At 49.1% G+C, this 23,131-nt stretch carries 18 protein-coding genes; 10 read left to right on the forward strand and 8 right to left on the reverse strand.

All coding sequences use genetic code 11. The features are described from left to right. The first annotated feature begins 123 nt into the window (after positions 1-123). Positions 124-630 (forward strand): hypothetical protein, encoded by a 507-nt coding sequence (locus ACY2RQ_RS08750; RefSeq protein ID WP_490112581.1) that lies wholly within the window; start codon positions 124-126, stop codon positions 628-630. Positions 631-810: 180 nt separating this feature from the next. Here ACY2RQ_RS08750 and ACY2RQ_RS08755 read toward each other — a convergent pair whose 3' ends face one another. Continuing rightward, entirely contained in the window at positions 811-2,994 is a 2,184-nt protein-coding gene (locus tag ACY2RQ_RS08755) for a hypothetical protein (RefSeq protein WP_490112582.1), read from the reverse strand. Between the two features lie 811 nt (positions 2,995-3,805). Between ACY2RQ_RS08755 and ACY2RQ_RS08760 the strand changes: the two genes are divergently transcribed. Beyond that, the gene (locus ACY2RQ_RS08760; protein WP_490112583.1) at positions 3,806-5,521 is read left to right on the forward strand and encodes a hypothetical protein; all 1,716 of its coding nucleotides are present in this window, start codon (positions 3,806-3,808) and stop codon (positions 5,519-5,521) included. A 2-nt stretch (positions 5,522-5,523) separates the two neighbouring features. Here ACY2RQ_RS08760 and ACY2RQ_RS08765 read toward each other — a convergent pair whose 3' ends face one another. Continuing rightward, a complete protein-coding gene (locus ACY2RQ_RS08765; protein WP_490112584.1) occupies positions 5,524-6,159 on the reverse strand; it encodes a TetR/AcrR family transcriptional regulator in 636 nt (211 codons plus the stop codon). Positions 6,160-6,367: 208 nt separating this feature from the next. Between ACY2RQ_RS08765 and ACY2RQ_RS08770 the strand changes: the two genes are divergently transcribed. Beyond that, the gene (locus tag ACY2RQ_RS08770; protein ID WP_490112585.1) at positions 6,368-8,104 is read left to right on the forward strand and encodes an acyl-CoA dehydrogenase family protein; all 1,737 of its coding nucleotides are present in this window, start codon (positions 6,368-6,370) and stop codon (positions 8,102-8,104) included. A 110-nt stretch (positions 8,105-8,214) separates the two neighbouring features. Here ACY2RQ_RS08770 and ACY2RQ_RS08775 read toward each other — a convergent pair whose 3' ends face one another. Further along, complete coding sequence (locus ACY2RQ_RS08775) at positions 8,215-8,739, reverse strand: hypothetical protein (protein ID WP_490112586.1); 525 nt, start codon at positions 8,737-8,739, stop codon at positions 8,215-8,217. A gap of 195 nt (positions 8,740-8,934) precedes the next feature. Between ACY2RQ_RS08775 and ACY2RQ_RS08780 the strand changes: the two genes are divergently transcribed. Both ACY2RQ_RS08780 and purT read left to right on the forward strand, forming a co-directional pair. Beyond that, positions 8,935-10,314: a bZIP transcription factor gene (locus ACY2RQ_RS08780; protein ID WP_490112587.1), complete on the forward strand. Its 1,380-nt coding sequence runs from the start codon at positions 8,935-8,937 to the stop codon at positions 10,312-10,314. 117 nt (positions 10,315-10,431) lie between these two features. Beyond that, the gene (gene purT / locus ACY2RQ_RS08785; protein ID WP_490112588.1) at positions 10,432-11,607 is read left to right on the forward strand and encodes a formate-dependent phosphoribosylglycinamide formyltransferase; all 1,176 of its coding nucleotides are present in this window, start codon (positions 10,432-10,434) and stop codon (positions 11,605-11,607) included. Positions 11,608-11,673: 66 nt separating this feature from the next. On the opposite strand, the gene ACY2RQ_RS08790 is transcribed toward purT, so the two are convergent. Both ACY2RQ_RS08790 and ACY2RQ_RS08795 read right to left on the reverse strand, forming a co-directional pair. Then, on the reverse strand, positions 11,674-12,759 hold the full coding sequence (locus ACY2RQ_RS08790) for an SMP-30/gluconolactonase/LRE family protein (RefSeq protein ID WP_490112589.1): 1,086 nt from the start codon (positions 12,757-12,759) through the stop codon (positions 11,674-11,676). Between the two features lie 144 nt (positions 12,760-12,903). After that, positions 12,904-13,560, reverse strand: a complete 657-nt coding sequence (locus ACY2RQ_RS08795) for a transglutaminase-like domain-containing protein (protein ID WP_490112590.1) — start codon at positions 13,558-13,560, stop codon at positions 12,904-12,906. A 218-nt stretch (positions 13,561-13,778) separates the two neighbouring features. Between ACY2RQ_RS08795 and ACY2RQ_RS08800 the strand changes: the two genes are divergently transcribed. Continuing rightward, positions 13,779-14,144, forward strand: a complete 366-nt coding sequence (locus ACY2RQ_RS08800) for a YacL family protein (protein ID WP_490112591.1) — start codon at positions 13,779-13,781, stop codon at positions 14,142-14,144. Between the two features lie 38 nt (positions 14,145-14,182). After that, positions 14,183-14,641 (forward strand): DUF2062 domain-containing protein, encoded by a 459-nt coding sequence (locus ACY2RQ_RS08805; protein ID WP_490112592.1) that lies wholly within the window; start codon positions 14,183-14,185, stop codon positions 14,639-14,641. 248 nt (positions 14,642-14,889) lie between these two features. Here the strand turns inward: ACY2RQ_RS08805 and ACY2RQ_RS08810 are convergent, their stop codons facing one another. Beyond that, positions 14,890-16,743, reverse strand: coding sequence for a hypothetical protein (locus ACY2RQ_RS08810; RefSeq protein WP_490112593.1), 1,854 nt, complete (start codon positions 16,741-16,743; stop codon positions 14,890-14,892). A 171-nt stretch (positions 16,744-16,914) separates the two neighbouring features. Here ACY2RQ_RS08810 and ACY2RQ_RS08815 point away from each other — a divergent pair, with 171 nt between their 5' ends. From ACY2RQ_RS08815 to ACY2RQ_RS08825, 3 genes are read left to right on the forward strand one after another with little or no spacing between them, the layout of a single operon-like run. Continuing rightward, a complete protein-coding gene (locus ACY2RQ_RS08815) occupies positions 16,915-18,072 on the forward strand; it encodes a paraquat-inducible protein A (RefSeq protein ID WP_490112594.1) in 1,158 nt (385 codons plus the stop codon). Beyond that, complete coding sequence (pqiB, locus tag ACY2RQ_RS08820; RefSeq protein ID WP_490112595.1) at positions 18,059-19,705, forward strand: intermembrane transport protein PqiB; 1,647 nt, start codon at positions 18,059-18,061, stop codon at positions 19,703-19,705. The genes ACY2RQ_RS08815 and pqiB overlap by 14 nt, the downstream gene beginning before the upstream one ends. Positions 19,706-19,709: 4 nt before the next feature. Beyond that, the gene (locus ACY2RQ_RS08825; protein WP_490112596.1) at positions 19,710-20,255 is read left to right on the forward strand and encodes a PqiC family protein; all 546 of its coding nucleotides are present in this window, start codon (positions 19,710-19,712) and stop codon (positions 20,253-20,255) included. Positions 20,256-20,325: 70 nt separating this feature from the next. On the opposite strand, the gene asd is transcribed toward ACY2RQ_RS08825, so the two are convergent. Further along, the gene (asd, locus tag ACY2RQ_RS08830) at positions 20,326-21,366 is read right to left on the reverse strand and encodes an archaetidylserine decarboxylase (protein WP_490112597.1); all 1,041 of its coding nucleotides are present in this window, start codon (positions 21,364-21,366) and stop codon (positions 20,326-20,328) included. A 19-nt stretch (positions 21,367-21,385) separates the two neighbouring features. After that, complete coding sequence (locus ACY2RQ_RS08835; RefSeq protein WP_490112598.1) at positions 21,386-23,005, reverse strand: hypothetical protein; 1,620 nt, start codon at positions 23,003-23,005, stop codon at positions 21,386-21,388. Positions 23,006-23,131 lie beyond the last annotated feature (126 nt).

Genomic DNA, 23,131 nt, shown 5'->3' on the forward strand with positions numbered 1-23,131 from the left:
GCAGGAAAAGAAAATGATTCCTGTAAGTTTACCTGCACAAGTCACAGAGGACATTATGAAAATACTCACATCTGGACGGATATTTTCTATACTTCTTCAACTTTCTCTTAAAGAGTAAGACAGATGAAGCCCTTCAACTACGCTATTGTTCTGCGCCCGCTGCTATTCACTTTACCATTCCTTGTTCCGTTATCAGGGCTGGCCAGCCCACCTCCCTGCCCTACACCACCAAAAAGTCCGTACCACCTGGATGCAATACTGCCCATGTGCGATATGGACCCAAACACCCTGCTACTGGACCCTGGCCTGCACCGAAACCCCGGCAGATATGTCCTGGGGCGAACCCTTGATCCGAATCTGCAAAGTAATAGACAGTTACTGGCTTTATGCCCTTCAAACGCCGCTCAGTTTTATGGCAGCGCGGACAATGGCTATCCGAGAACAGCTGGTGACATGCTCAACTATGGCACTTACATACAGGTCGAAATTGCGCAGGACAAAAGCATAAAACTTTACAACTACAAGATTGCTCGAAATGGTGGAAGCTGGAAACTGCAAGGAGGCGGCCAGATCTGCTCACCACCGGGAGGCAATGTATCGGCCTATCTCCATTCATTTGATAATGACTGAGCTGCCGGAACAGAGAGTCCGGCTCTTCCGCCTGTACCGGAAGGTGTGGATCGGCACGGACTATCGGGCCTGCACTGTGTGCTGGTGTCGTCACAATGATGCGGCCAGTTTGAGGAAATAGAGCTGAACTTGAGGTTAAGACCCGGGACACTACCACTCTATTTTTAAAGAGCTCAATTTTTAAAGAATAGTGCACATGACCGGCGTCTGATCGTCTTCCATCCAGACAGGTCGTTCATGCCCTTTGGGTGGCTCATACCGGGTCTTCCCTGATTTTCGCCCCAGATAAAGAGGGTGAGTCGTTATCAGATCACTGTCTACAATATGTCCGTCTTCAGCTCTTCTGACCAGATTCAAAGGTCCTGTCAATGCTGTACTGCCGGGAATGACCAGCCTTCCCTGATCGTCTATTACGATTCCCCGCTGTCTGATGAGTTCTATAGCCCGATGTTGAACAACCAGAAGTGAAGATGATTCGCTGACCTGGTCTTCCTGGATATCAGAACCTCTGGTTTCTGGGTCCGTTTTTTCTGGCTCCACCATATGTATTGAGCGGGATTCCAGGCTTTCCAGGCTTATCTTTTCGCTGGCGAGCAAATGATTTACCAGCCTGGCTCTTTCTTCTGGAGGTTTACTGAAATACTCTTTCAGACTGGCCTGGCTGAACACTGGCTTATCAGTCATCAGCCTGTATTCGTTAATTATTAAATGGTAAAGCTTGTTAAACTCATCATCTGGTAGTTTTACCCGGCTTTGGATAAGGTTTTTTAGCCGATCATCCGCTTCTTCCACATATTCACAATTCAGCAGGTAAAGAACTGCGCCAGGATGTTGATAGAGCAAGGCCCTGTCCGATTCCCTGTATTTTTTTAAACAGTCATTTGAATACCAGAAATCAACAAGATCCTCAGTACTCCATGTTCGCATTTCTGAAACAGGGGGAGCATTGTAATGGTGTCTGTAAAAACCGGGTACAGAGTGTTGGCTGAATGCTTTTATGATTTCATCCGCCAGTGTTACTGATAAAACTTCTTTGCCAGAGTCATATTTAAGAAACAAGGGGTTGAGTCTTTTACAGGCTTCAAGGGCCATCTTTCTGGCTGTTAAGGGCATGGTCTTTGACAGTTCTTCCAGTTTTTTGATTGTACTGTATGCAGCTGCACAGAGCCTGATATTGTCTAATGGAATTTTCATCATTACATGGAAGTCGTGTTTAACTTCCTGTAGCAGAGAGGATGAACAACCGCTGTCTTCTTCGTTCAACGCACAAATCTGGTGGGCTAAACGCTCTGTTTCATGCCAGATGGGTGCCTGTTCTGCGCTGGTTCTCGGGATATAGGCAGGGTAGGACTTGAAAGCGCTGATCTGAAATCCTAATACCTTGAGCTCATTATCCTCAAGAGAGTCCGATTTTTCATACAGCCAGTCATCAAGTTGTGTAACCATAGTTGTATATTCATCAGAGGGCTGAACTTTCGGGAATTCCAGAATTTTCTCTATCAGTCGTGCTATATCAGGAAACTTTCTGCTGATGCCAGCCGCAGCCAGACAGTTATCTTCAGTATTTCCGGTAAGATGCATGGAGGGAGCAGTTACGGGTATATCAAAGAGCTGATGCTGTTGAAGATCAATAGCGTTAGCCAGAGAAAGCAGCAATTTTATGTGACATTGATTATCGTACAGTAAGTCATCATAACCGGCTTCATGTAATAATAACTGGCCATTACAGGGGATGACCCGTGTCTTGCTCCGTTGCGCTTCAGGGAAGTGTTGGCTGGAAGGCATTTGTGTGATGGATTTACCAACCACCGGGAGTCTTCTGTTTATGGAAGAGACCGAGTTGGCCAGGGCGGTGATCAGACAACTGAAATTCTCGTAGTTGACTCCATAAAGGTACTCTACAGGGACATCATCACGAATATAGGAAGAAAATGCTGGAATGAATTCTTTTTCATCGTCTGCTTCCCTGGCTAATACACTCTCATAGGCGGCGGGCGTAAACAAAAGCAATTCATCGCTGAGAGGGCATGTCAGAAGCGGATAGTTCTTTTTCTTGCACAGGGCCTGAAAAATAATTGAGGCATTGTCCTGGTCAATCATTGCTACAGTCAGATCGGGAAACAAGATAAAACTGTTGGCCGATAACTGGCCTTCTTCAAAATCCAGCATGACGACCGGGCGTTGCACTATTGCAGGCAGCAGTGTCAGTAATGTTGGGGTTGCGGCACTGCTGAATGTTGCGTCGCTGCCCTTGAGTTCAAAAGCTTTAAGCCCTTTGCCCTCTCTCAGTCTTTGAATCAGGACTTTTAGCTGATCACTTGTTGCACTGCCCTCAAAAAAATCTTCAAAGGGCTTTTGATACACTCTACTTGTCCTGAATTGTTCACTGGATCTTAATATATCTTCAAGGTTTTTGAGAATACTGCGGCTTATCCAGACATCATTGTTTTCCAGAGAGAAATGTTTAAGGTCGGAGTTTTTTAAACGTTCGAATAAAGTTGAAAATCTGCTGTAATCGACTTTCCTTAAGTCAAAACTGTGACGTTGCGCAATGGCCTCCAGGTGCCCAATCTTAAATTGTTTACTTTGTCTGTAAGTTACCCTGCCAGCTACCCATATTGTACTTTGAAACTCGCTTACCTGATCCCCGAACAATTTCCATCTCTCACTTTTCGGGATACTGGTCCCAGCTTTAACTCCCTTGATATGGGCATTGAAATGTGAGTGAAATTCCTTTTTTAAGGATGTGCCCGTACATTGCTGTGGCTCTGAATAGCATGATCCTGCTGTTTTAAAAGAAGAATGGGCAGGAGCAGTGGAAGCAGAAGCAGCAGGTTCCATTTTGATTCCCCTTTGAATTACTCAAGTTGCTCGTTTGGTTTAAGAGTTTTTACAAAATTCTATTCTTGAAACACATAACTTCTGGAAGCACATAACTACTTCAACAGGCCGTGGTACTTTGGACAAAGAAGCTGGATAAAAGTTTAAAATGTTCAAGGGGCGTAAATGGGTGTAGATAATCTGGACCGGCGGTTAAACAGTTCCTGACCATAGGGATTTCCCAGATTCTCCATGTCAGTTTTACTGTCATAGCAGACAGCCATAAGGAACCCAACTCTCCGACCGCAATCCATATTCAGTGTCATCGAAGTAAAAAATGCCAGGGATTGCTCCTATGCTCGTACATCGGTTACCAGCCTCTCCTTTTTTTCCGCGTCCCCAGGTTCACTCTTATCCACAACAGGGAACCTGGCGCTCCCGTCTGTGCCGACAGGCATGGAAGGGTACATGCTATCTGGCCTGCCTTCCTGCCAAAGCCGCCTGGGGCATTATTGTCCCTGGCACCCGCATCGCTTTCCGCGCTGTCTGTATATGTACTGACGCTACTTTCGCCCTGACCTTTATGCTGATGGGCACAGCCGGCCATGCCCTGGAGTTTGCCGGCAATCCGCTGCTGTTGAAGAAAAAGCCGGCCCTTCCCAGGATGCTTATCAGTGCCCTGTTGTTTTATATCCTGAAACAGTTCATGCCATGGAATGAAGAGAAACACTGCATGTACGCTGCCACCGCAGCTGTTGTGGCTTTAAACCTGTATACATCCACACTTGGCGTTTTTGTTGGATATACAGGAACCCTGCTCAGGCTGGCCGCTACCAATCTGAACCGTTTACGCACACTGCATTTATCTGAACAAGAACTACAAATGCTGGCTCGCATGTTCATTTATGGCATGCAAAAAAGTTTTACAGAAGATCATCAAGAAGTCGCCCAGTACTGGATAGACCAGTTAACAAACGAACTTCTGGCAGCACTCAAAGAAGCGGGAAACCAGCAAGATATAAACAGCCTCCTGAAAATACCTTCTACTGAGCTGTGTCGTATGCTTCTGGACTTTAGTGGTGACAGCAATAGCGGCGACAGTGACAGCAACGAAGACAGAGAAAGTCTGCGTGATATTCTTCTGGAGGACGTGACCCGGGGAATCACCTTCAAGACATTCAGGAATCTATTTAAGCGCCAGGCCAATATCACCTCCGGCCACCAGCATATAATAAGGGATTTTGACCTGCTGCTGAAAGAACAGATCCAGAAAAGAGGGCTGAATGTTTCCACCCTGTCCATGCTGGCCATGATGATGACTTCCGCATATTTCCCGGCCACAGCCGTGCGTTTCCAGGAATATGTGACAGAGGCTTGCAGAGCTCATATATCGGCGCTGATTGAGCAACATGTTCAGCAATATATTGAATCCCTGAAAAAGGATACTAAGCGTCAGCGTTCCCGGAAAATATCCGATGGCTCAAACTCTGCGCCAGAGCTATTACCAACAACACAGACTTCCTCCCATGAACCCCTGGACGCTGGGGAACAGAAAGAACGGAAAGAACAGATGGCCAGACTTCTGGCCAGTTATAGAAAAAGACGACAAAAAACCCAGAGTCATGGAGGAAATGGAAAAGATATCGTCTTACCTTTTTCCCAGACGGACACAGAAGCTTACAGACAACACCCTGCTTTCAAGAATGGCACAGCTCTGATTGATAAAGTCTCCCATAAAAACAGCATTATCAGGCTTAAAGCCAGAACACAGTGGGACAAGGTATTTACAACCAGCCTGTCTAACAGAATTCATCACTTCTCAGACCTCACTCTGAGCATAAATGGCCAGGCTCACCGCCTGTATCACTCCTCCACCGGCCTTAGTCAGAGCGACAGTAAGACAGCAACTCTGTTTTATTATTTTGATGAAAGCTTTAAACCGGTACTTGTCGCCGTCAGTCACCATACAGGCCCAAGAAAATATGAAATGGTTACCTATGACAAGCAATGGAAATTCCCTGCTTCACTCTCCCTGGAAAAGCCCGTATGCGTGGAGGAAGTACAGAGGTAACCCTACATTCGCCCGGACACGGCCCTCAGGCAAAAAGACAGCAATGAATCTGTAAGTTCATTCCGGGCCTTCTCGTTCAGAACCCTTTCATTATTTCCAAGAGGCCGAACCAGTGCCTCAGAAAGAATACCTACCAGGGCGGCAGCGCTGATACGGGCGTTCTGCTCAGGGAATTCCCCCTGTTCAATGCCCTCTTCAATCAGGGCCTGGTAAATCTCCGCGTAAGTGGCCCGGTATATCAGGCGCTCCTTTTCCACCATGGGATCTACGGGTTCAGCCATCAGTGCATAAGCAATTCGCTGTCCTTTAATGGCTCGATGAATAAAGCGACATATGGCGTCCATCATACGGGCACTGGGGGACAAAGGATTCCCGGTAGACGACTCAGGAAAGGCACTGGCTTTTACTTTCGACACTTCAAGATCCGTGGCCCGGCGAAATACAGCCGCGCACAGTTCCGCCTTGGAGGAAAAATATTTATACACCGTGCCGGTAGCAACACCCGCCCGGCTGGACAGCGCGCTGATCGTCAGACTCTGAAATCCCCCTTCGGAAACAATATCAACCGCAGTGGACAACAGCAGCTCCAGTTGGGCTTCTTTTCGGGCGCGGGTTTTTTCGGTCTGACGATAGGCCATGCTCTTTCCTGAATACGCGGCATCTTAACCCCCGGTACTTATTAAAGGTTTTGCGTGGGAGCCATATCAAAAATGAAACCATACCAGAGATTGTTCTCTAATCTCACTCTCAGAAAACGCTATACAGAAAACGTTGACCAATAAAGTGAATAGTGATTCACTTTATTGAAAAACAAGATTCCTTCTCCCTCCCAAAGAGGAACAGATCATGTCACAACCAGCCCATAAGCCCGGTAGCGATAGCGTTACCCCAATCAATACCCAGCAGGATGATTTCACCCCCAGCACGCCCTACTGGTCGGAAACCCATACCGTAGAAAACCAGCCCCAGCCGCTGGTGAATTACAATATGTACGGTTCGGATATAGCTCTCAGGGAAGCAGTTACCGCCAACTATGGAGCCTGGGGTGAGGATGACCTGCTGCGTCTCGGTGCCATTCTCGGCAGTGAAGAGATGATTGAAGCGGGTTTTCAGGCTAATGCCTTTCTGAACAAGCCAACCCTGCATACCCATAACCGTTATGGGGCACGGATCGATGAAATCCGTTTTCATCCTGCCTACCATAAAGTTCACGCCCTCTCCATGAAGGAAGGGCTGCACAGTTCCCAGTGGCTGGACCCAAAGCCCGGCGCTCACGTGGTTCGCGCGGCTAAAAACTATCTGATGGGACAGGTTGAAGTCGGCCACCTGTGTCCGGTCACAATGACCATGGCGGCTATTCCCACCCTCAAGCATCAACCGGATATTTATAAAAAGTGGGCACCCAAGGTGATGGCCCTGGATTACGATCCCCGCAATGTTCATCACGACCAGAAAAAAGCCGTGACCATCGGTATGGCCATGACCGAGAAACAGGGCGGTTCCGATGTTCGCGCTAACAGCACCCGCGCTGTTCCCAAAGCTGAAGGTGGACCGGGCAAGGAGTATCTGCTCACCGGCCATAAGTATTTTGTCTCCGCCCCCATGTGCGACGCGTTCCTGATGCTGGCCTACGCTCCCGGCGGCCTGTCCTGCTTCCTGGTTCCCCGGTGGAGGGATGATGGCACTAAAAATCCGCTGCAAATCCAGCAGCTGAAGAACAAGATGGGCAATATCTCCAACGCTTCCAGTGAAACTGAGCTGCGCGGCGCGACCGGCTGGCTGATTGGCCCCGAAGGCCGTGGTGTTGCCGCCATTCTGGAAATGGTGGCCATGACCCGTTTTGACTGTATGTCAGGCTCTTCCTCCATGATCCGTCACGCAACACTGCAGGCGGTGCACCACTGTTCCCAGCGCAAGGCTTTTGGCGCAACCCTGACGGACCAGCCACTTATGAAAAATGTACTCGCAGATCTGGCCCTGGAAAGCGAAGCTTCTGTGGCCATGAGCATGCGTATTGGCCGTGCCCTGGATTTGTGCGAGAACGACGAACATGAAAAGCTGCTGATGCGTATGGGCACAGCTGTGGGTAAATACTGGATCTGCAAGCGTGCAACCATTGTTGCCACAGAAGCCATGGAGTGCATAGGTGGCATGGGCGTAATGGAAGACACCATTATGCCTCGGTTGCTGAAAGAAGCGCCGGTAAACTCCATCTGGGAAGGCAGTGGCAACGTTCAGTGTCTGGATATGCTGCGGGCCATGAACCGGAGCAAGGGTTCGCTGGAAGCTTTTATCAAAGAAATGAAAAAGTCGGAAGGCAAGAACAAACTGTTCGACAAAGCCCTGCTGGATGTACAGAAAGAATTCAGCGACCTGTCCGCTATTGAGTACCGTGCACGTACCATCGTCAGCAAGATGGCCATCACCTTCCAGGCATCCTGTCTGTTGCAACACGGCAATCCGGAAGTCGCTGAGGCCTTCTGCCTGGCACGTTTGAGCGGTGAACACAGTGGCTGGGTATTCGGTCAGTTGCCCAGAGGCATCAACTGCGACCTGCTGATTGAGCGGGCTCGCCCCCAATAAAAACGCCTTTCTTGTGCAAAGACTGATGTGCAGGGATTGTCGGCTATTAAACGGCAATCCCTGTATAGCAGAGCTTCGGTTTTACAGCCTGGGAATGTCAGCACTAAATGTTAGTTGCAGCCAGGATCAAGTGCATTACGCATACAGGCCTGACAGTTGGCCGTATTGTATGCATCCATATTATGGTTCGTCTGGAGGGCTCCGCAGCAACTTTTATATTTCGTTACAAGCACAGAGCAGGCTGCAGTGAGTGAGGCACAATCAGCAGCCAGACCTATAGCCACCAGCGGCCCTATAATCGGAATACTGAAAGCAGGGCCGATAGCAGTGCATACTCCCGTTGCGCTAGAACAGGTACCATATTGATTCTTGCGATCCTGCAGGCAGTTATCAGACGGTTCAGTATTCAACGTCAACAACATTGACAAGCTGTTTATCGTATCCCAATAACCATTCTCTGTTAATCGCTCCGGATCTCCCCCTGCCTGCAGCAGAGAAGACCAGTAAGCATGGTGAAATTTCGTTTGCCACTCATTGTAATGGGAAGGTACTGCAGCAGGAGGAGTGCCATGAGCCAGACCCATAAAAAGCAGTACTATGGAAGCACTGAAGTTCTTCGCATAATTGATCTTCATTTTACTACCCACGATTAAAGATCTGCATACATGAGAGAGAAACTTATAGTGGGTACAGGATAAGAGATCAAAAAACAGTGCCGTGCCTTCGCCGTGTCTTCATTACTATCTAAAGCACTCTAACAGAACTGTTATGCAATTCTTTCGAAGTTGGCAATACCCTGCCTGTTCTCTTTTTTATATGGGGGGGGGGTTATGAAGGCGAGTGGGAATAATGCGGGGCAGCTATATCCATTAACCTGGAATAATGATTATTCGGTCCAGGGGGAGTCAGGGTCGGCAAACCCGCCTGGCATTTCTGGACGTTCTGTGGAGGCTGCTCCTCCACAGCCTGAGTATTCCGTATATTCGGCCTGTGGGCCTGAAGGGACATTTTCTCCCAGGACTGCTGAAATTCTTGAATCTTTGGACATTTCCTCCCCTGGAAGCCAAGGTAAGGACCTGGAGCCAAGTGAGGAGGGTGGCTCTGCTTTCCTGTTGCCTTTGGAAGAGGAGGGTGGATTAACTCTTTTGCCATCTCAGCAGTCCGCTACTGTTGCACCCTTCCCAGCCGCAGGATTTGGCCCTGGCGAATATTTGCAGGAATTGAATCACACTGATGTAGATTTCCTGTTAGATGTGGATTTGCTCTATGGGGTAAATTACGGTTTTGTACCAAGTCTGAGTAGATCTTCCGAATATCTTTATACTTCTGCTCCAGATACTTCTGCTCCAGAGCCTGGATTTACCGCTGCAGATGCCCCTGTACCGTCTGATAAATGTTTAACTGCTCTTTGCCGGGTGCCCCCAGTTACGCTGTCTCCTTACTATGCTATTGCTCAGGCTCTTATCACGACTTTTGTTGCGGATGATACGGTACCTGATTCCCTGGCAAAGAGAGACACTGGTGTACAGACCGAACCGGTGACTTTCGCCGTGGATGATGAAACTGGATCTGGCTCACAGGAAAAGAGGGAAAAGGGTGTGCAGACTGACCCTGAGACTTGTGGCATGAAAGATTATGCAGAGACCCACTTAGCTGATGATAACTCTGAAACCCTCGCCCACGTAAGTGATAAGACTGAATCCGGCGATGAAATTGACGATGAAATTAATGTGCAGACAGTTATTGAAACATTAGTCGATGGTGATGGGACTGGTTGCTCTGCAGAAGAAATGCGTATGATCCTTGAAAACCTGGCTGGTGATGGTTCCTTGCATGACTCTGCAGAAGCTGATGCTTTGGTTAGTGGTAATAAGCCTGTGCCGGTTTCTGAGAAAGCACGCGCGGCTCCCGTAATCTCAAGTGGTGCACCTGGTCCTTCTCTACAGGGCCAATCTGGGGAGAGTTCAGGATCGGAAGATGAAGGTGATCAACAGACGGAAGGAATAAGGAAAAATACGTTATCGGCAAGAAACTATCGGAAGAGGAAGAGAGAACATCAGCAGGTTTTGACGTCAAAATATATGTGCCTGAAAACCCAGAACATACAGTTAAAAAAACAGCTCAAGCAGTTAGAAGAGGAAGTTGTTTCTACCAGAGCATGTGTTCGAAGAACTCTCGCAGAGAAGGTTGCTGAGTTCCGGAGGCGGTAGAGGGTGAATCCTGCGCATCATAATCGGTTATCCGCAGTACTTAACCCCTTGGTCAACGTTGCCTGTGTTTCTGTGTAAAATAGACCGGATAAACTATCACAATGAGCAGGAGAAACCATGCTGGGTACAGCTCTGGCGAAAAGTGCAACCCGGGCTATGCTGCTGGGTTCCGGTGAACTGGGCAAGGAAGTGGCCATTGAACTGCAGCGCCTGGGGGTTGAGGTGATAGCCGTCGACCGCTACGCCAATGCGCCGGCTATGCATATCGCCCATCGCGCCCATGTTGTGGATATGCTGGATGGTGCGGCCCTGCGCAGTGTGATTGAACAGGAAAAACCCGATTATATTATTCCAGAGATTGAAGCCCTGGCCACTGCCGAGCTGGTAAAGCTTGAACAGCAAGGTTTTCATGTTGTGCCCACAGCCCGTGCGGCGCAGCTGACCATGGACCGTGAAGGTATCCGTCGTCTGGCTGCAGAAGAGCTGGGCATTCCTACGTCTCCCTACAGCTTCTCCGATACTGAACAGGATTATCGGGACTCTGTCGCAGAAATCGGTATGCCCTGTGTAGTGAAGCCGGTGATGAGTTCCTCCGGTAAAGGCCAGAGTATTATTCGCAGTGAAGAAGATATTGCAACAGCGTGGACTTACGCCCAGGAAGGTGGCCGTGCCGGTAAAGGCCGGGTGATTGTGGAAGGGTTTATCGATTTTGATTATGAAATCACCCTGCTGACCATTAAGGCCGTGGATGGTATTCACTTCTGTGATCCCATTGGCCACCGCCAGGAAGACGGGGATTACCGGGAATCCTGGCAGCCCCAGGCCATGACTCCGACCGCCCTCAAAGCCGCGCAGGAGGTTGGCCACAAGGTGGTAGAAAACCTGGCGGGTAATGGCCTTTATGGCGTTGAGCTGTTTGTTAAAGGCGATAATGTCTGGTTCTCTGAAGTTTCTCCCCGTCCCCACGACACGGGCATGGTGACACTGGCTTCCCAGGATCTGTCGGAATTCGCACTTCACGCCCGAGCTCTTCTGGGCCTGCCGGTAGCCGGTATTCGTCAGTTTGGGCCGACCGCTTCTGCCGTTATTCTGCCAGAAGGTAACAGTGAGGATGTCTGCTTTGATGAGCTGGATGCAGCTCTGATAGCGCCCGGCACCAGCCTGCGTTTGTTTGGCAAGCCTGCGATTGCCGGACGTCGCCGTATGGGTGTGGCCCTGGCAACCGGCGAATCTACCGATGATGCTGTGTCCCGTGCCAAGGCGGTGGCGGCTTCGGTAGCGGTTAAGCTGTAAATACATGATATGAATCTGGCCAGTATTCACTGGCCAGATTCATAGTCTGTTTACTCCATCTGCTTTTTACTTCGTCAGTTTTTGTTTCACCAGATCGGGAGCAGGCATTCTTCCGATCCAGCGATTAGTCAGGGTACCAAGCAGTAGTTCATCCCCATCCTGTTGCACCGATGTAATCACCGAGACATTTTTCCCTTCCGGGTCGTGCAGGCTGTGAATAATTTCTCCACTCTCGTTCAGAGCCAGAATCAGGCCGTATCGGGTTGGCTTAGGCAGCATGGGTTTGGGAAGTCTGGCCATCAGGTTTTTCACCCATGGTTTGGAATGCATCCAGTCCACAATGTTTTTGCGGGGAGTCGCCATGGCTACCCAGAACACACCCTTTCGGTTCGCTGATACGCCATCGGGCATACCGGGAAGGTTGTCGATGAAAATATCGCTGGTGCCGGCCTTTTCTCCTTTCAGCCAGTAGCGGGTAATCCTATAGCGGTAGGTTTCATTAACAAGTACAAAGTCTTCATTCTTTGACAAGGCTATTCCGTTGGCGAAATAGAGATTCCTGAGCAGAACAGTGGTCTTACCTGTAGCCGGATTGTAAGAGAGCAGGCGGCCGTAGGGCCTGGCTTCGAGTAAGTCGAGTACATAATCCGGCTGGTTATATTTGCTGCTGGCGTCAGAGAAATAGATGGTGCCGTCACTGGCAATATCCAGGTCATCGGTAAAGGCGTAAGGTACACCTTCGGCCTTTGTAGTAAGAACTTTGATCTTCCCCTCTGGATTAACAGACAGCAGGCCTCGCCAGGCATCGGCCACAATTAAATTTCCCTGTGCGTCGAAATGCAGGCCAAGGGGGCGGCCACCGGTATTGGTAAACACTTCCCGCTCGCCACTGGGAAGAATCCGTATAATCCGGCCATCCTGACAGCCACCGTAAAGACGGCCTGCAGTGTCTCTATCCACATCTTCTGGCCCAAGGCAGTCTGTGGTATCAATGGTCTGGATATCCGACAGCATACGGTTGGGTGTCAGAACACCGGACATATCTGGTGCCGGAGGTGGTGTCCAGCTGGCCGAATCCATGGCCTGGATGCCAGAAGAGATAAGAGTAAAAGCTGTAAAGGCGCAAGTCAGAGAGAGTGTGCGATATTGCATAAGAATTACCCGGGATTATTATTTTTCCCACCAAGATAAGCACAAGTTAACTAAGCCTGCTTGTATTGGGAATATTTTACCAGCCCTGTCAGTAGGTGTGCTATTACCGGGAAGACCCATCAGAATCTGGAAGAGAGCTTTCTCTTAGCTGATGTCTCTTTCCAGGGACGTCCTTTCCTGAGAACCTTTGTTGAGATTTGCCAGGTGTGGATAAGCTGTGAGTACGGAAGAGACAATAAAGTCGAAAGGGACATCGGCAAAGGTACCGTGCTCAGAAAGGTATTCCATGTGACGGCTACCGTTTGTACCATATTCGTGGAATATGGAATCTTCCCGGCCGTTAAACTCCAGGGGGGAAACACCCATTTTCTCGCACAGGACTTTATTAAAGGCGGGAGTCGCTTTTACCCACTTGCCTTCCAGGTAAAGCTCGATATAACCGTGCATCACAAACACGTCGCTTTGCAGGTATTCAATTAGCTGAGGGCTGGAGATATGGTTTTTTACGTCAGCAAGGCCAAGACGTGCGGGAATACCAAGCAGACGACAGCCGGCACCCAGTAGGATCGCCTTGGGAATACAGTAGGAAGAGCCGGTTTCCAGGCAGTGGCTGGCACTCAGGGACTCGGGGTCGAGGGAGAAGACGTAAGGGTTATAGCGGATAGTGTCCCGGGTGGCCTGATATAATCTGATCACCTGCCGGACAGGGTTCTGTTCAGCGCCAATAACGCTATGTACCCATGTTTGAATAGCCGGATTGTCAAAGTCAAAAAATGGTGTTGCCAGCAGATATTCTTTCATTCTGGTTTTTCCGCTTTTTATCTTTCGAGTATACCGGCGGCAACGGCAGAGTCATTTGCACAAAAGTAACAACCGTATTGGCATGAATGGTCATGTTTGACGCATAGACTTTGCCAGGACATGGTGAATGAAGCTGTTGAATGGGCTATTTAAGTTGAATTGCTGAATGGAATTGCTGAGAGGCATTGCTGAGGGGAGTTGTATTGTGGAGTTATGCAGTGGAATTTGAATTTCGCCGGGACGTGACCGGTCAGTTCCAGGCCAGCTTTTCCATGGGCCATGAAGCTATGGCTGCCTGGTTGCTGGAAGAAGTGGCCTGTCGGCCAACAGTTATACCTTTACTCTGTAAAGAGATTGCCCGATTGCAGGCTGGGGAGGGTTGGGAACACTGCCTGGACGGACAGGAGTACAATCTTCGCCTGAGCCGAACCGAAGCGGAAGTCTGCAACGCCCAGGTGGACTTCGACCATAATGAGGAGATTCAGGAAGATATGGATTTCTATGATCAGGAAGCCAGGGCGAGCTGCGGGCTGGATGATTTTAAAGGTATGCTGGAAGAGTGGCAGCGCTTTATCGAACGATAAAATGAATGTGCGCTATCAGGATGCAGACAGGAGTGGTTGTGAAGCAGCTGTTAACCCGAAAAATTGTTGAACCCCTGAAAGCGGTTATGCGCCAGGGGTTGAGCCGTGAAGTCATGGCCTTTACCCTGGCCGCGGGCTTTGTAATTGCCACCTTTCCCGTTTTTGGCGCGACAAGCCTTTTGTGCATTGTGTTTGCGGCCCGGTTCCGATTGAATCAGGTGGTGATACAGATTGCTAACTACGTGGGTTATCCCTTCCAGTTTCTGTTATTTATCCCCTTGATCCGCCTGGGGGAAGGGCTGTTCGGACTGTCTGCGGTCTCTATTGATCCGGGACAGGTGGGAGATATGCTCTGGAATACGCCTATGGTGTTTGTACAGCATTATGGCATAGCTATCGGAGCGGCCTGTGTAGTCTGGCTGCTGCTTGCGGTGCCGTTTATCTGGGTTATCAAGAGAATTATTCTGCTGATGCCGGGTATGCGGGTTTCTGTTTAGCTATTACCAAAGTCTTTCTAACGGGTTAGAGCGTAATCCTGAGCCTGCTTTTATTCAGGCTCAGGGCTAGCCCGGATATTTCATAAACATGCTCCCGATCTCGCTTGTTCCCTGCCACTCTAAGGAGATTTGGCTCAGTCGACCGTACGTCCCGGTACGGCACTTCTTCGCCAAACACCTTAGAGCCACAAGCCCCGGCGCGATCTTCGGGGCAATTTATGAAATATCCGGGCTAGTTCTTTATTTACCTACTCATCTGTCCAGTGACATGGACCATTTTCTGTGCAGCTGATTGTTCCGCTTTTATAGACTTTGAGCGTCTGGTGTCCGGCTGTTAGCCGACAGCCGAAACGCAGATGGCTGCCGGGGGAAGCCTTGAACCGGGTAGTCTGACCAGCAGAAATTGTTCTCCAGAGTATTCCCGGGTTTTTGGGGTCCGGGCTGCACTGTTTAGTGATATCCCAGCTGCGAATTAACAAAATACAGGCAAGACCATCACTGTTAACCTGTACATCAAAGCAGACGGGAGCCTCCCTGGGAATAAGCACGGGATTGGAGATAGCCGTAAATACCCCGGGAATAGGAGCATTGCCCAGGATGCGAATTGGTCCGGTGTAGTAATCAGGTCTTGCAGTCGAGTTTTTTAAGGTTCCTGTAATTGAAAATCTGGAGTCTGTACCGTTGACAGTTAGAGTACCGCTCTGTTTTGAAATCATTATGTAAACCTGAGAGTCTGGGTAGTCGGCGTCGGGAAACTCCAGCAGATAAGTATCCTCCCCTACGGGCAGCGCATAAACATCCTGACCATTATCATCTTTAAATGTATAGGCTGAACGAAACTGGTTGATGAAATCGGTATCCAAAGGTGTGAGGTCAGATTGCAGGTTTTTTGCTGTTTCAAGGCAGTGGGGAATATCCATGAAACATGTTGATATGCCATTATCAGACGACGTCAGCATATTAATATTTTCTTTACTTTCTCCGAGTGCTTTCTGTAATTGGGTTCGAGTCGTATAGCTGAATTGTTCGCCGTAACTTGTTTTCAATATACGCTGAATGACAAACTGCACATCCTTTGCGAGTTCATAAGCCTGAGCCAGTTCTTTTCTCGCATGCCGAATATCTTCGGTTACCATTGTTGGGCCTACAGGAATATTAAAGCGGCTATAGGGCGCGTAAGTCTGGCTAATGGGGTAAGCTGAGGGAGGGATTTCACCGGGAGGGGCATCAAGCTGGTTTGCGAATTCCTTATTGGCGTAATTAATAACACTGTCGATGGTTTTTTTGCAGTCCGCTAAATCGTCCAGGCTGCAGCTGGTTGCGTAAATGTTACCCGCAGATTTTCCTGCAAACACATGACTGAGTGCTGCCGGTTTACCACCCTGCTGAAAAGCTGCAATTTCAATTTCCCCATGAACATTACTTTTGTTCACCGAACCCTGCAGCCCCTGAGAGATATTCACGAGGGAGGCACCTTGAAAGTGTATGTTATCGCTGAAGTGGTTTTTCTCTATAGCGCTCGCAAATTTGATTTTGAGAGAGACGAAAAGGTTTGCACCCATTTGCTGGCTGATAACGAATTTATCACCACAGACTGTGCGAAACTCAGCAGGGCTTTTTGCGCTGGCTTTTTTTCCGGTGTCGTTTAGTAGATCTGCCCCCAGTCCATTGAGCTGGGTTTTGACCGTCGGCATTTGTATCTGCTGAAAAAAAAGAAAAGTCTGGGTTTGATCAGTATCCTGTACATAGCGTGCATACTGGGCTTTAGCATTGAGGGAAAACTTCTGGTAACTGAGTTCTACATCCAGGTTGACACCTAAAGTCATCAACAGTGAATCAATATCCTGCTGTTGACCAAGGTGAATAGTTGATGACCCGCCACCGCTCACATTGATTGTGCCGGGAGTCAGGCAGGTTTCTGCCAGAAGCTGTCCCTGGTCGGTGGAATAACCAAGCCCTAAGCCCTGGGTCCAGGGCTTAGGGGTCTGCGGTGGTGGAGCAAGGTACTCCCCGTGACAACAGGAATAGATGGTAACAAGCAGGGTATAGAGAAATATTCTGCAGATGGGCGCAGCGGCGGAGGAGATGTTTGAGCCTATCATTTGAGGTGCTTCCGAACTGTGGCCGGGGAGACGCAGCTAAGTATGAACCACCTTTGACACATTTGTGCTTTATTTATCTGCAGTCTGAGTGTCTGCGCATAGCGACAAGCCTGATCGTTTTGTCCTGCTGCAACACTAATCTGTAGTAGCACCAGACAGAAGTAATATTTGATGAACCCTGATATGAAAACCTGCCATGAGTGCGGGCTGGAGCAGAGGGTACCGGTTGTCCCGGGACGTTATCGGGCCTTGTGTGTTCGGTGTGGTGGTGTGCTTGTTGCCAACCGGCCGGGTTTTGTTGACAGGGTTCTTGGCTTTTCCCTCGCAGGGCTGGTGATGCTTGGTTTGTCGATGCTGTTTCCATTCCTGTCCCTGCAGGTGGTCGGGCGTATTCAGACTATGTCACTGATTTCCGGAATGAACATTGTCTGGCATCAGGGCTACCAGTTCTTGGCCGTGCTGATGGGGCTGATGATTTTTATCCTGCCGGGTATTTTACTGTTCCTGCTTGCTTTCTTCCTGCTTCATTATCGCTGGGACAGGAGCCTGCCTAATGGCATCTGGCTGGGTAAGCTGCTGGAATGGTTTATCAACTGGAATATGTCCGATGTTTTTCTGGTTGGGGTGCTGGTTTCTCTGGTGAAGCTTTCTTCTGTGGCCAGTGTTGTGTTTGGAATGTCGTTTATTGCCTATGCTGGCTTTTGTCTGTGCCTGGTGGGGGGGCTGACAAACCTTGATCAGCATCAACTTGAGCAGTGGATCAGCGGGGGACGCCCGGTTCTCCATCCGATAACCGAAGCTGGACCATGCCTTCAGCGTTGCTGGGCTTACCTGTTTACTGCCGCCATCTGTTTTGTGCCTGCCAATGTTCTTCCCCTTACTATAACCATCAGTACCGGGCAGACCTATCCGGGAACTATTCTGGACGGGGTGTTGGCGCTCTGGAGTATGGGTTCCTGGCCCGTGGCCAGCGTGATTTTTATTGCCAGTATTTTTGTGCCTGTTTCCAAAATGAGTGCCCTGGCCTATATCTTTCTCAGCGTGCAGTTCGGCATGACAGTGCGGCAGAGGGAACGCATGATTCTGTACCGGTTGGCTGAGCTTTCTGGTCGCTGGTCGATGATCGATGTGTTTGTTGTGGCGATGCTGGTCTCTCTTGTTCAGTTCAACGACATCATCGCCTTTCATGCCGGCCCCGCTGTGTATGCGTTTTTTGCCGTTGTGGTACTGACTATGCTGGCAGCTGAGAGTTTTGATCCCCGTTTAATCTGGAAAACCCATGGGGAATCGCTGAATTGTAAAAAGGAACAACAGTTTGAAGCAGAATGACGCTGATGAAGCCTCTGTTCCCGAAGCACGGATAGTAACCGGCCGCAGGGTATCTGCCCTGTGGGTTCTGCCCCTGATAGCCCTGCTGGTGGGGGGCTGGATGGTATGGCTGCATTATTCATCCCTTGGACCTCAGGTCACTGTGCAGTTTCAGACCGCAGACGGTATTGAAGCCGGAAAAACCCAGGTGAAGTACCGGGATGTTGTAGTGGGAGAAGTGACCTTTGTTCAACTCACTAAAGATCTTAAGGCTGTGCAGATGATGGTGCAGATGAGGGCGGAGAGTAGAGGGCTGGTAAAAGACGACAGTCGGTTCTGGATTGTCCGTCCCCGCATCACCACTGGTGGGGTATCCGGCCTTGGGACTCTTCTCTCTGGCGCTTACATAGAGATCAGTCCCGGTAAGAAAGAGCTGACCCGAAAGGATTTTATCGGTGATGAAACACCGCCGGTTTCAGATCTGAATGCTGATGGCATGAGGGTTACCCTGTACAGCAAGGAAGCGGGCTCATTAAATATTGGTGATCCTGTTCTGTACAGTGGTTTCCGGGTGGGTCAACTGGAGGATATGTCCTTTGACCTGAAGAAACGCCAGATTCGTTACCGGTTATTTATAAATGCGCCTTATAAGGATCTTGTGACTGACCAGACCCGGTTCTGGAATATCAGCGGTATAGATCTCAAGGCTGGCGTTAATGGGATAAAACTGCGTACCGGCAGCCTGGAATCATTACTCAGTGGCGGTATCGCTTTTGCTACGCCGGCTGGTGCTCCCCCCGGTCAGCCGGTGAAGGATAATCAACTGTTCCAGCTTTATCCCGACTTTTCCAGCATTAATGAATGGGAATATCAGGGGGGCTTTGATTATGTTCTGTTGTTTGATGAGTCCGTAAGGGGGCTTGAGGTGGGAGCGCCGGTGGATTACAGGGGTATTCAGATTGGCGAGGTTAAGCGTATTGCCTCTGATCTGATGGATAATGTGATCGGTGATGAGAGTCTTGAGATTCCTGTTATTGTCACCGTTCAGCCAGAACGGTTTGGTGCGTCTGTTTCCAAATTGACTCAGTCTGAAGTGAGTGAGGAGTTTCAGAAAGGTGTTAATAAAGGGCTGCGGGCATCGTTGAAGGCAGGGAGTCTTCTGACAGGCAGTCTTTATATCGATATGGATTTCCGGGCAAAAACAAGCGGTACAGGCGCTGCGGCTATCACGTTAAAGCAGTACCAGGGCTTTACTGTTCTACCCACGAAGAAAGCCGGGCTTTCTCAGATGGGAGAACAGGTTAATCACCTGTTAAACAAACTGAATACCCTGCCCCTTGAGGGAATCATGGTCAGTCTGGATAAAAGCATGCAGCAGATCACTCGCACCATGGCCAGAGCCGAAGATCTGCTTGCCGCGAAAACTACCAGACAGCTGCCCCAGAGTGTGAACAACACTATGGGTGCCGCACAAAAGCTGCTGGAGAATTATTCCTCAGACAGTGACGTTTATGGTGAGATGAGCGATACCCTTGATCAACTGAAAAACCTGATCTGGCAGTTACAGCCTTTGGTCCGGCAGATAAACCAGAAACCTAACACATTAATTTTTGGCAGGAGTCCCCATCGGGACCCTGAACTGGTCCGCGAGTAAATCCATGTTGAATCGATCATGTTTGACAAAGTTATGGCTGGTATTTGTGCTCTTTCTGGCGGGTTGTGTCGGGAATACCCAAAAGCCAGTGTACCTGCTTCTTGATCTACCCCACCCCCGGCTTGTGAGTACCGGTAGTGAAATGGGTCGGGTTGATGTGAAAGTGGCCGCTTATCTTCAACAACCCCAGCTGGCCATCAGTACCGGCCCAAACCGGGTGGAGTTCAGTGATAACTACCTTTGGGCAGAACCTCTGGACAGCGCGTTAACCAGCCTGCTGCAGCAGGAGTTGAAAGGCCAGCTGCCAGAAAACAAAAAAGCGGATGTGACTGTGACTGTTCGTCGCCTGACCTTCAGGCCGGATGGTGAGGTGCTGATGTCTGGCCATTATATGGTCACAACGAAAGCGTTAAATATCAACAGTCGTTTTGCTATAGGAGACCACACAGGCTCGACAAATTACCCGGACATGGTAAACGCTGTGCCTTTATTGGTACAAAAACTGGCTAACGCAATAGCAGATGGCTTGAGAGATACCCGTGATCTTTAGGCTTTCTTTGAACCTCACGTTATAGAAAACAGGGGAAGCAGGATTGGTTAAAAAGTTGGTTAAAAAACAGTTAATAAGAACCAACCTTCTGCCCCTGTTTAAAAATATCCCCTGGTTTTACGGTGAGGGTTGTGCCCACATCGGGCAATAACAGAATCACTGTAGAACCAAAGCTGAAATAACCAATATCCTCACCTTTCTCCACGATAATGGGAGGGTTGTAGTTGGAATAGTCCGTAGTCGCTATGTGCTGGAAGGTCTTGGGCCGGATGCGGTTCCATTTAGTGGTGATGCTGCCAATATTTTCCGCCCCGACCAGTACCATTACAAATGGTCCGTTTTCCCCTTCAAACGCAACAACCATTCGTTCATTCGTGCCATAAAGGTCATCAATGGTGCTGGCATGTTGCTGATTAACGCTGTTCAGTTTTCCGGGGATGCTGATGGTTTTGAGAAGCCTGCCGGTAAACGGCATGTGGAAGTGATGATAGTCGGTCGGTGACAGGTACATTGTAAGGAATTTACCGTTGTGCAAGCTGGCTGTCAGTTTTTCATCCTTCCCCAGTAATTCATTAAGGTAGAAGTATTTGCCCTTGGCCTGGAGCATTCGATCACTTTGGATGGTGCTGGCTTCAGACACAGTGCCATCCACACAGCTGACAATAGAATTTGACCCAGGGTCAACAGGGCGGACACCAGGTTTGAGCTGACGAATGAAAAAGTCGTTAAAGGTTGGGTACCAGTTTGGGTCTGGGTGGAGCAACTCTGAGAGATCAATGTCGAATATATCAATGTACGTTCGGATCATAAAAGTTTTAATAACCCAGTTTCTTGAGTAAGCCAGCTTAACAACCAGCCAGTCTATTAACTTTCCGGAGATAGACGACGTCCGATTCAGGAGATGATGTGGGCGCTCTGAAGGGGGCGGTGGCCTGTTATCATGCTGGACTGCTTCTTTGAGAGGGGGGAGTTGAGAAAAAGTTTCCATAAGGGGGGAGAAGGTTTCCGGATCTCCTCCTGAATCAGCTTTGCTGCTGAAGGAGAAGGTAATGAGGATGCCTGCTATCAGAGCAGGCACGATGTATCTTTCAGCAATCGTCATTATTTTCATCACTCTTACTGCTTTCTGTCTATCTGTTACCCGTGTCTTCCGTACTTGTCAGGTACTGGTTGAGGGTGTCGCGAAACTTCTGCATGGCACCTGTTTTCTCTTCATGACTCAGAGCCTGTTTTATCTGTGTGGAAAGTGAAGGAAGCGCCAGGGTGTAGTTGTCCCCTGGATGGTTGCTGGAACTTGTGATTTCTTTCAAAGGGATGCCTGATGACAGCTTGACTGTCTGGTAGTGCTGATTTGTCAACCATTGGGACAGGGTGTGAAAAGGGCGGGAAAAGAGACTCTTGTCGTTGAGATCCTGAAAGTTATCGGGATACAGAGGTGGTTTTATATCCATCAACATGGCCAGAATGGTGGTAAAGGCATTAAGTGTTGCCGCTTCCTTATTGATAAGGGAGCCGCTGATAAGCATGTAACTCAACCTTATTTGCGCCAGAAAGTGTGATACTTCTTCAGGTTTTTCGGGATAAAAACGGGCAGGGACACCAAGGTTACTGGCATAGGCTTCAAGTATGGCTTTATGGATATTGTAGCCGGAGAATGGCTGGAGCCTGAATTCGCATTTCTGGAAGGGTTTCATCTGTTCTGCTAGCCCAGGGAACATCTCAGACCTGGGTTTATAGTTCAGGGACCATGATGCAAGAGTCACTTCGTCTCCGTTTTCCCGGAAGCCCACCAGGTGCAGAATATCTTTCCCAAGATCGTTTAAAAGATAGGGCGCGAATCCGGGGGTATCATTTGCACGAATCAGGTTGATGGTGTTGAGCTGTTCCTGAAACGCCGTGAATGCATCAATCAGGGTTAAAAAGCTGTCTTCAGTGGCAGGGATTACCCGTGGGGGCGGGGCAGAGTAAGGGCCGTGGAACAGAAATTCTGCGCCCTTGTCGTCTTCAAATAACTTATCGTAAAGGGCATCTTTGAAGGTTTCCGCTTTTTGAGCTCTTTTTTCATGGATACCAAGAGCCTCGTCAAAGGCCGTAAGGCTCAGGTTTATCTGGTAAAACAGTGCTACGAGATATTTGGGAAGGGATTCAAGCCATTCAGTGGTGATAGTACTGACATGGAGGTGCTCCCTGAACAGGGTGGCAAAGCGCATAATCAGCGCCGCTTTCCTGATGTTCAGTTTTGTCAGTGTGGGCAGTTGGTCACTGTTTGGCTGCAGTTGCTGATTCAGGGTAGAGAGATGGTCGGGGATCAACAGGCGTACAAGCAGAGCGTTAGGAATACTTTTAACGATAAAGTAAAACGTTTCACCGGTCAGAAGCGGTTGCGCGTACTCATAAAATTCTTCTCCTAACGGTGAAATGGACTCCTGATGGATGAATTTCGCAGGAGGGGGGAAATGTGCAGAAGGGGGTAAAAGAAGAGCTTCTTCTGGCTGCCCTACTATAGAAAATCTCCGCTTGCGTGGCTGGCCATGAAAGACTGGGAAATGACTATGACTATTGCTGCTGATGTGGTTCACCAGGCCGAACTTGCGAGCTGAAGAGGGTGGTGGAGAACCAGGGTCAATTTCCTCTTCATCTGATGATTGAGATGAATCTGGCGAAGCTGGTGGCAGTCGGTAATTCTGGCCTCCTTTTCCCCTGCCGGAAGCCCATGTCTGGGTACACCCCCAAAATAACAGAAAAAGCATGACGATATATGCTGCAGGTGTCTTGCGATTACCGAGTTGCAAACAGAAGCTTTTGGACATCAATATCACTCACCAGAATATAGACCAGACACCTTAAAGTAGACACATATTTATAAACCGGGAGCT

This window comes from Parendozoicomonas sp. 209JJ7-1, assembly GCF_058147085.1.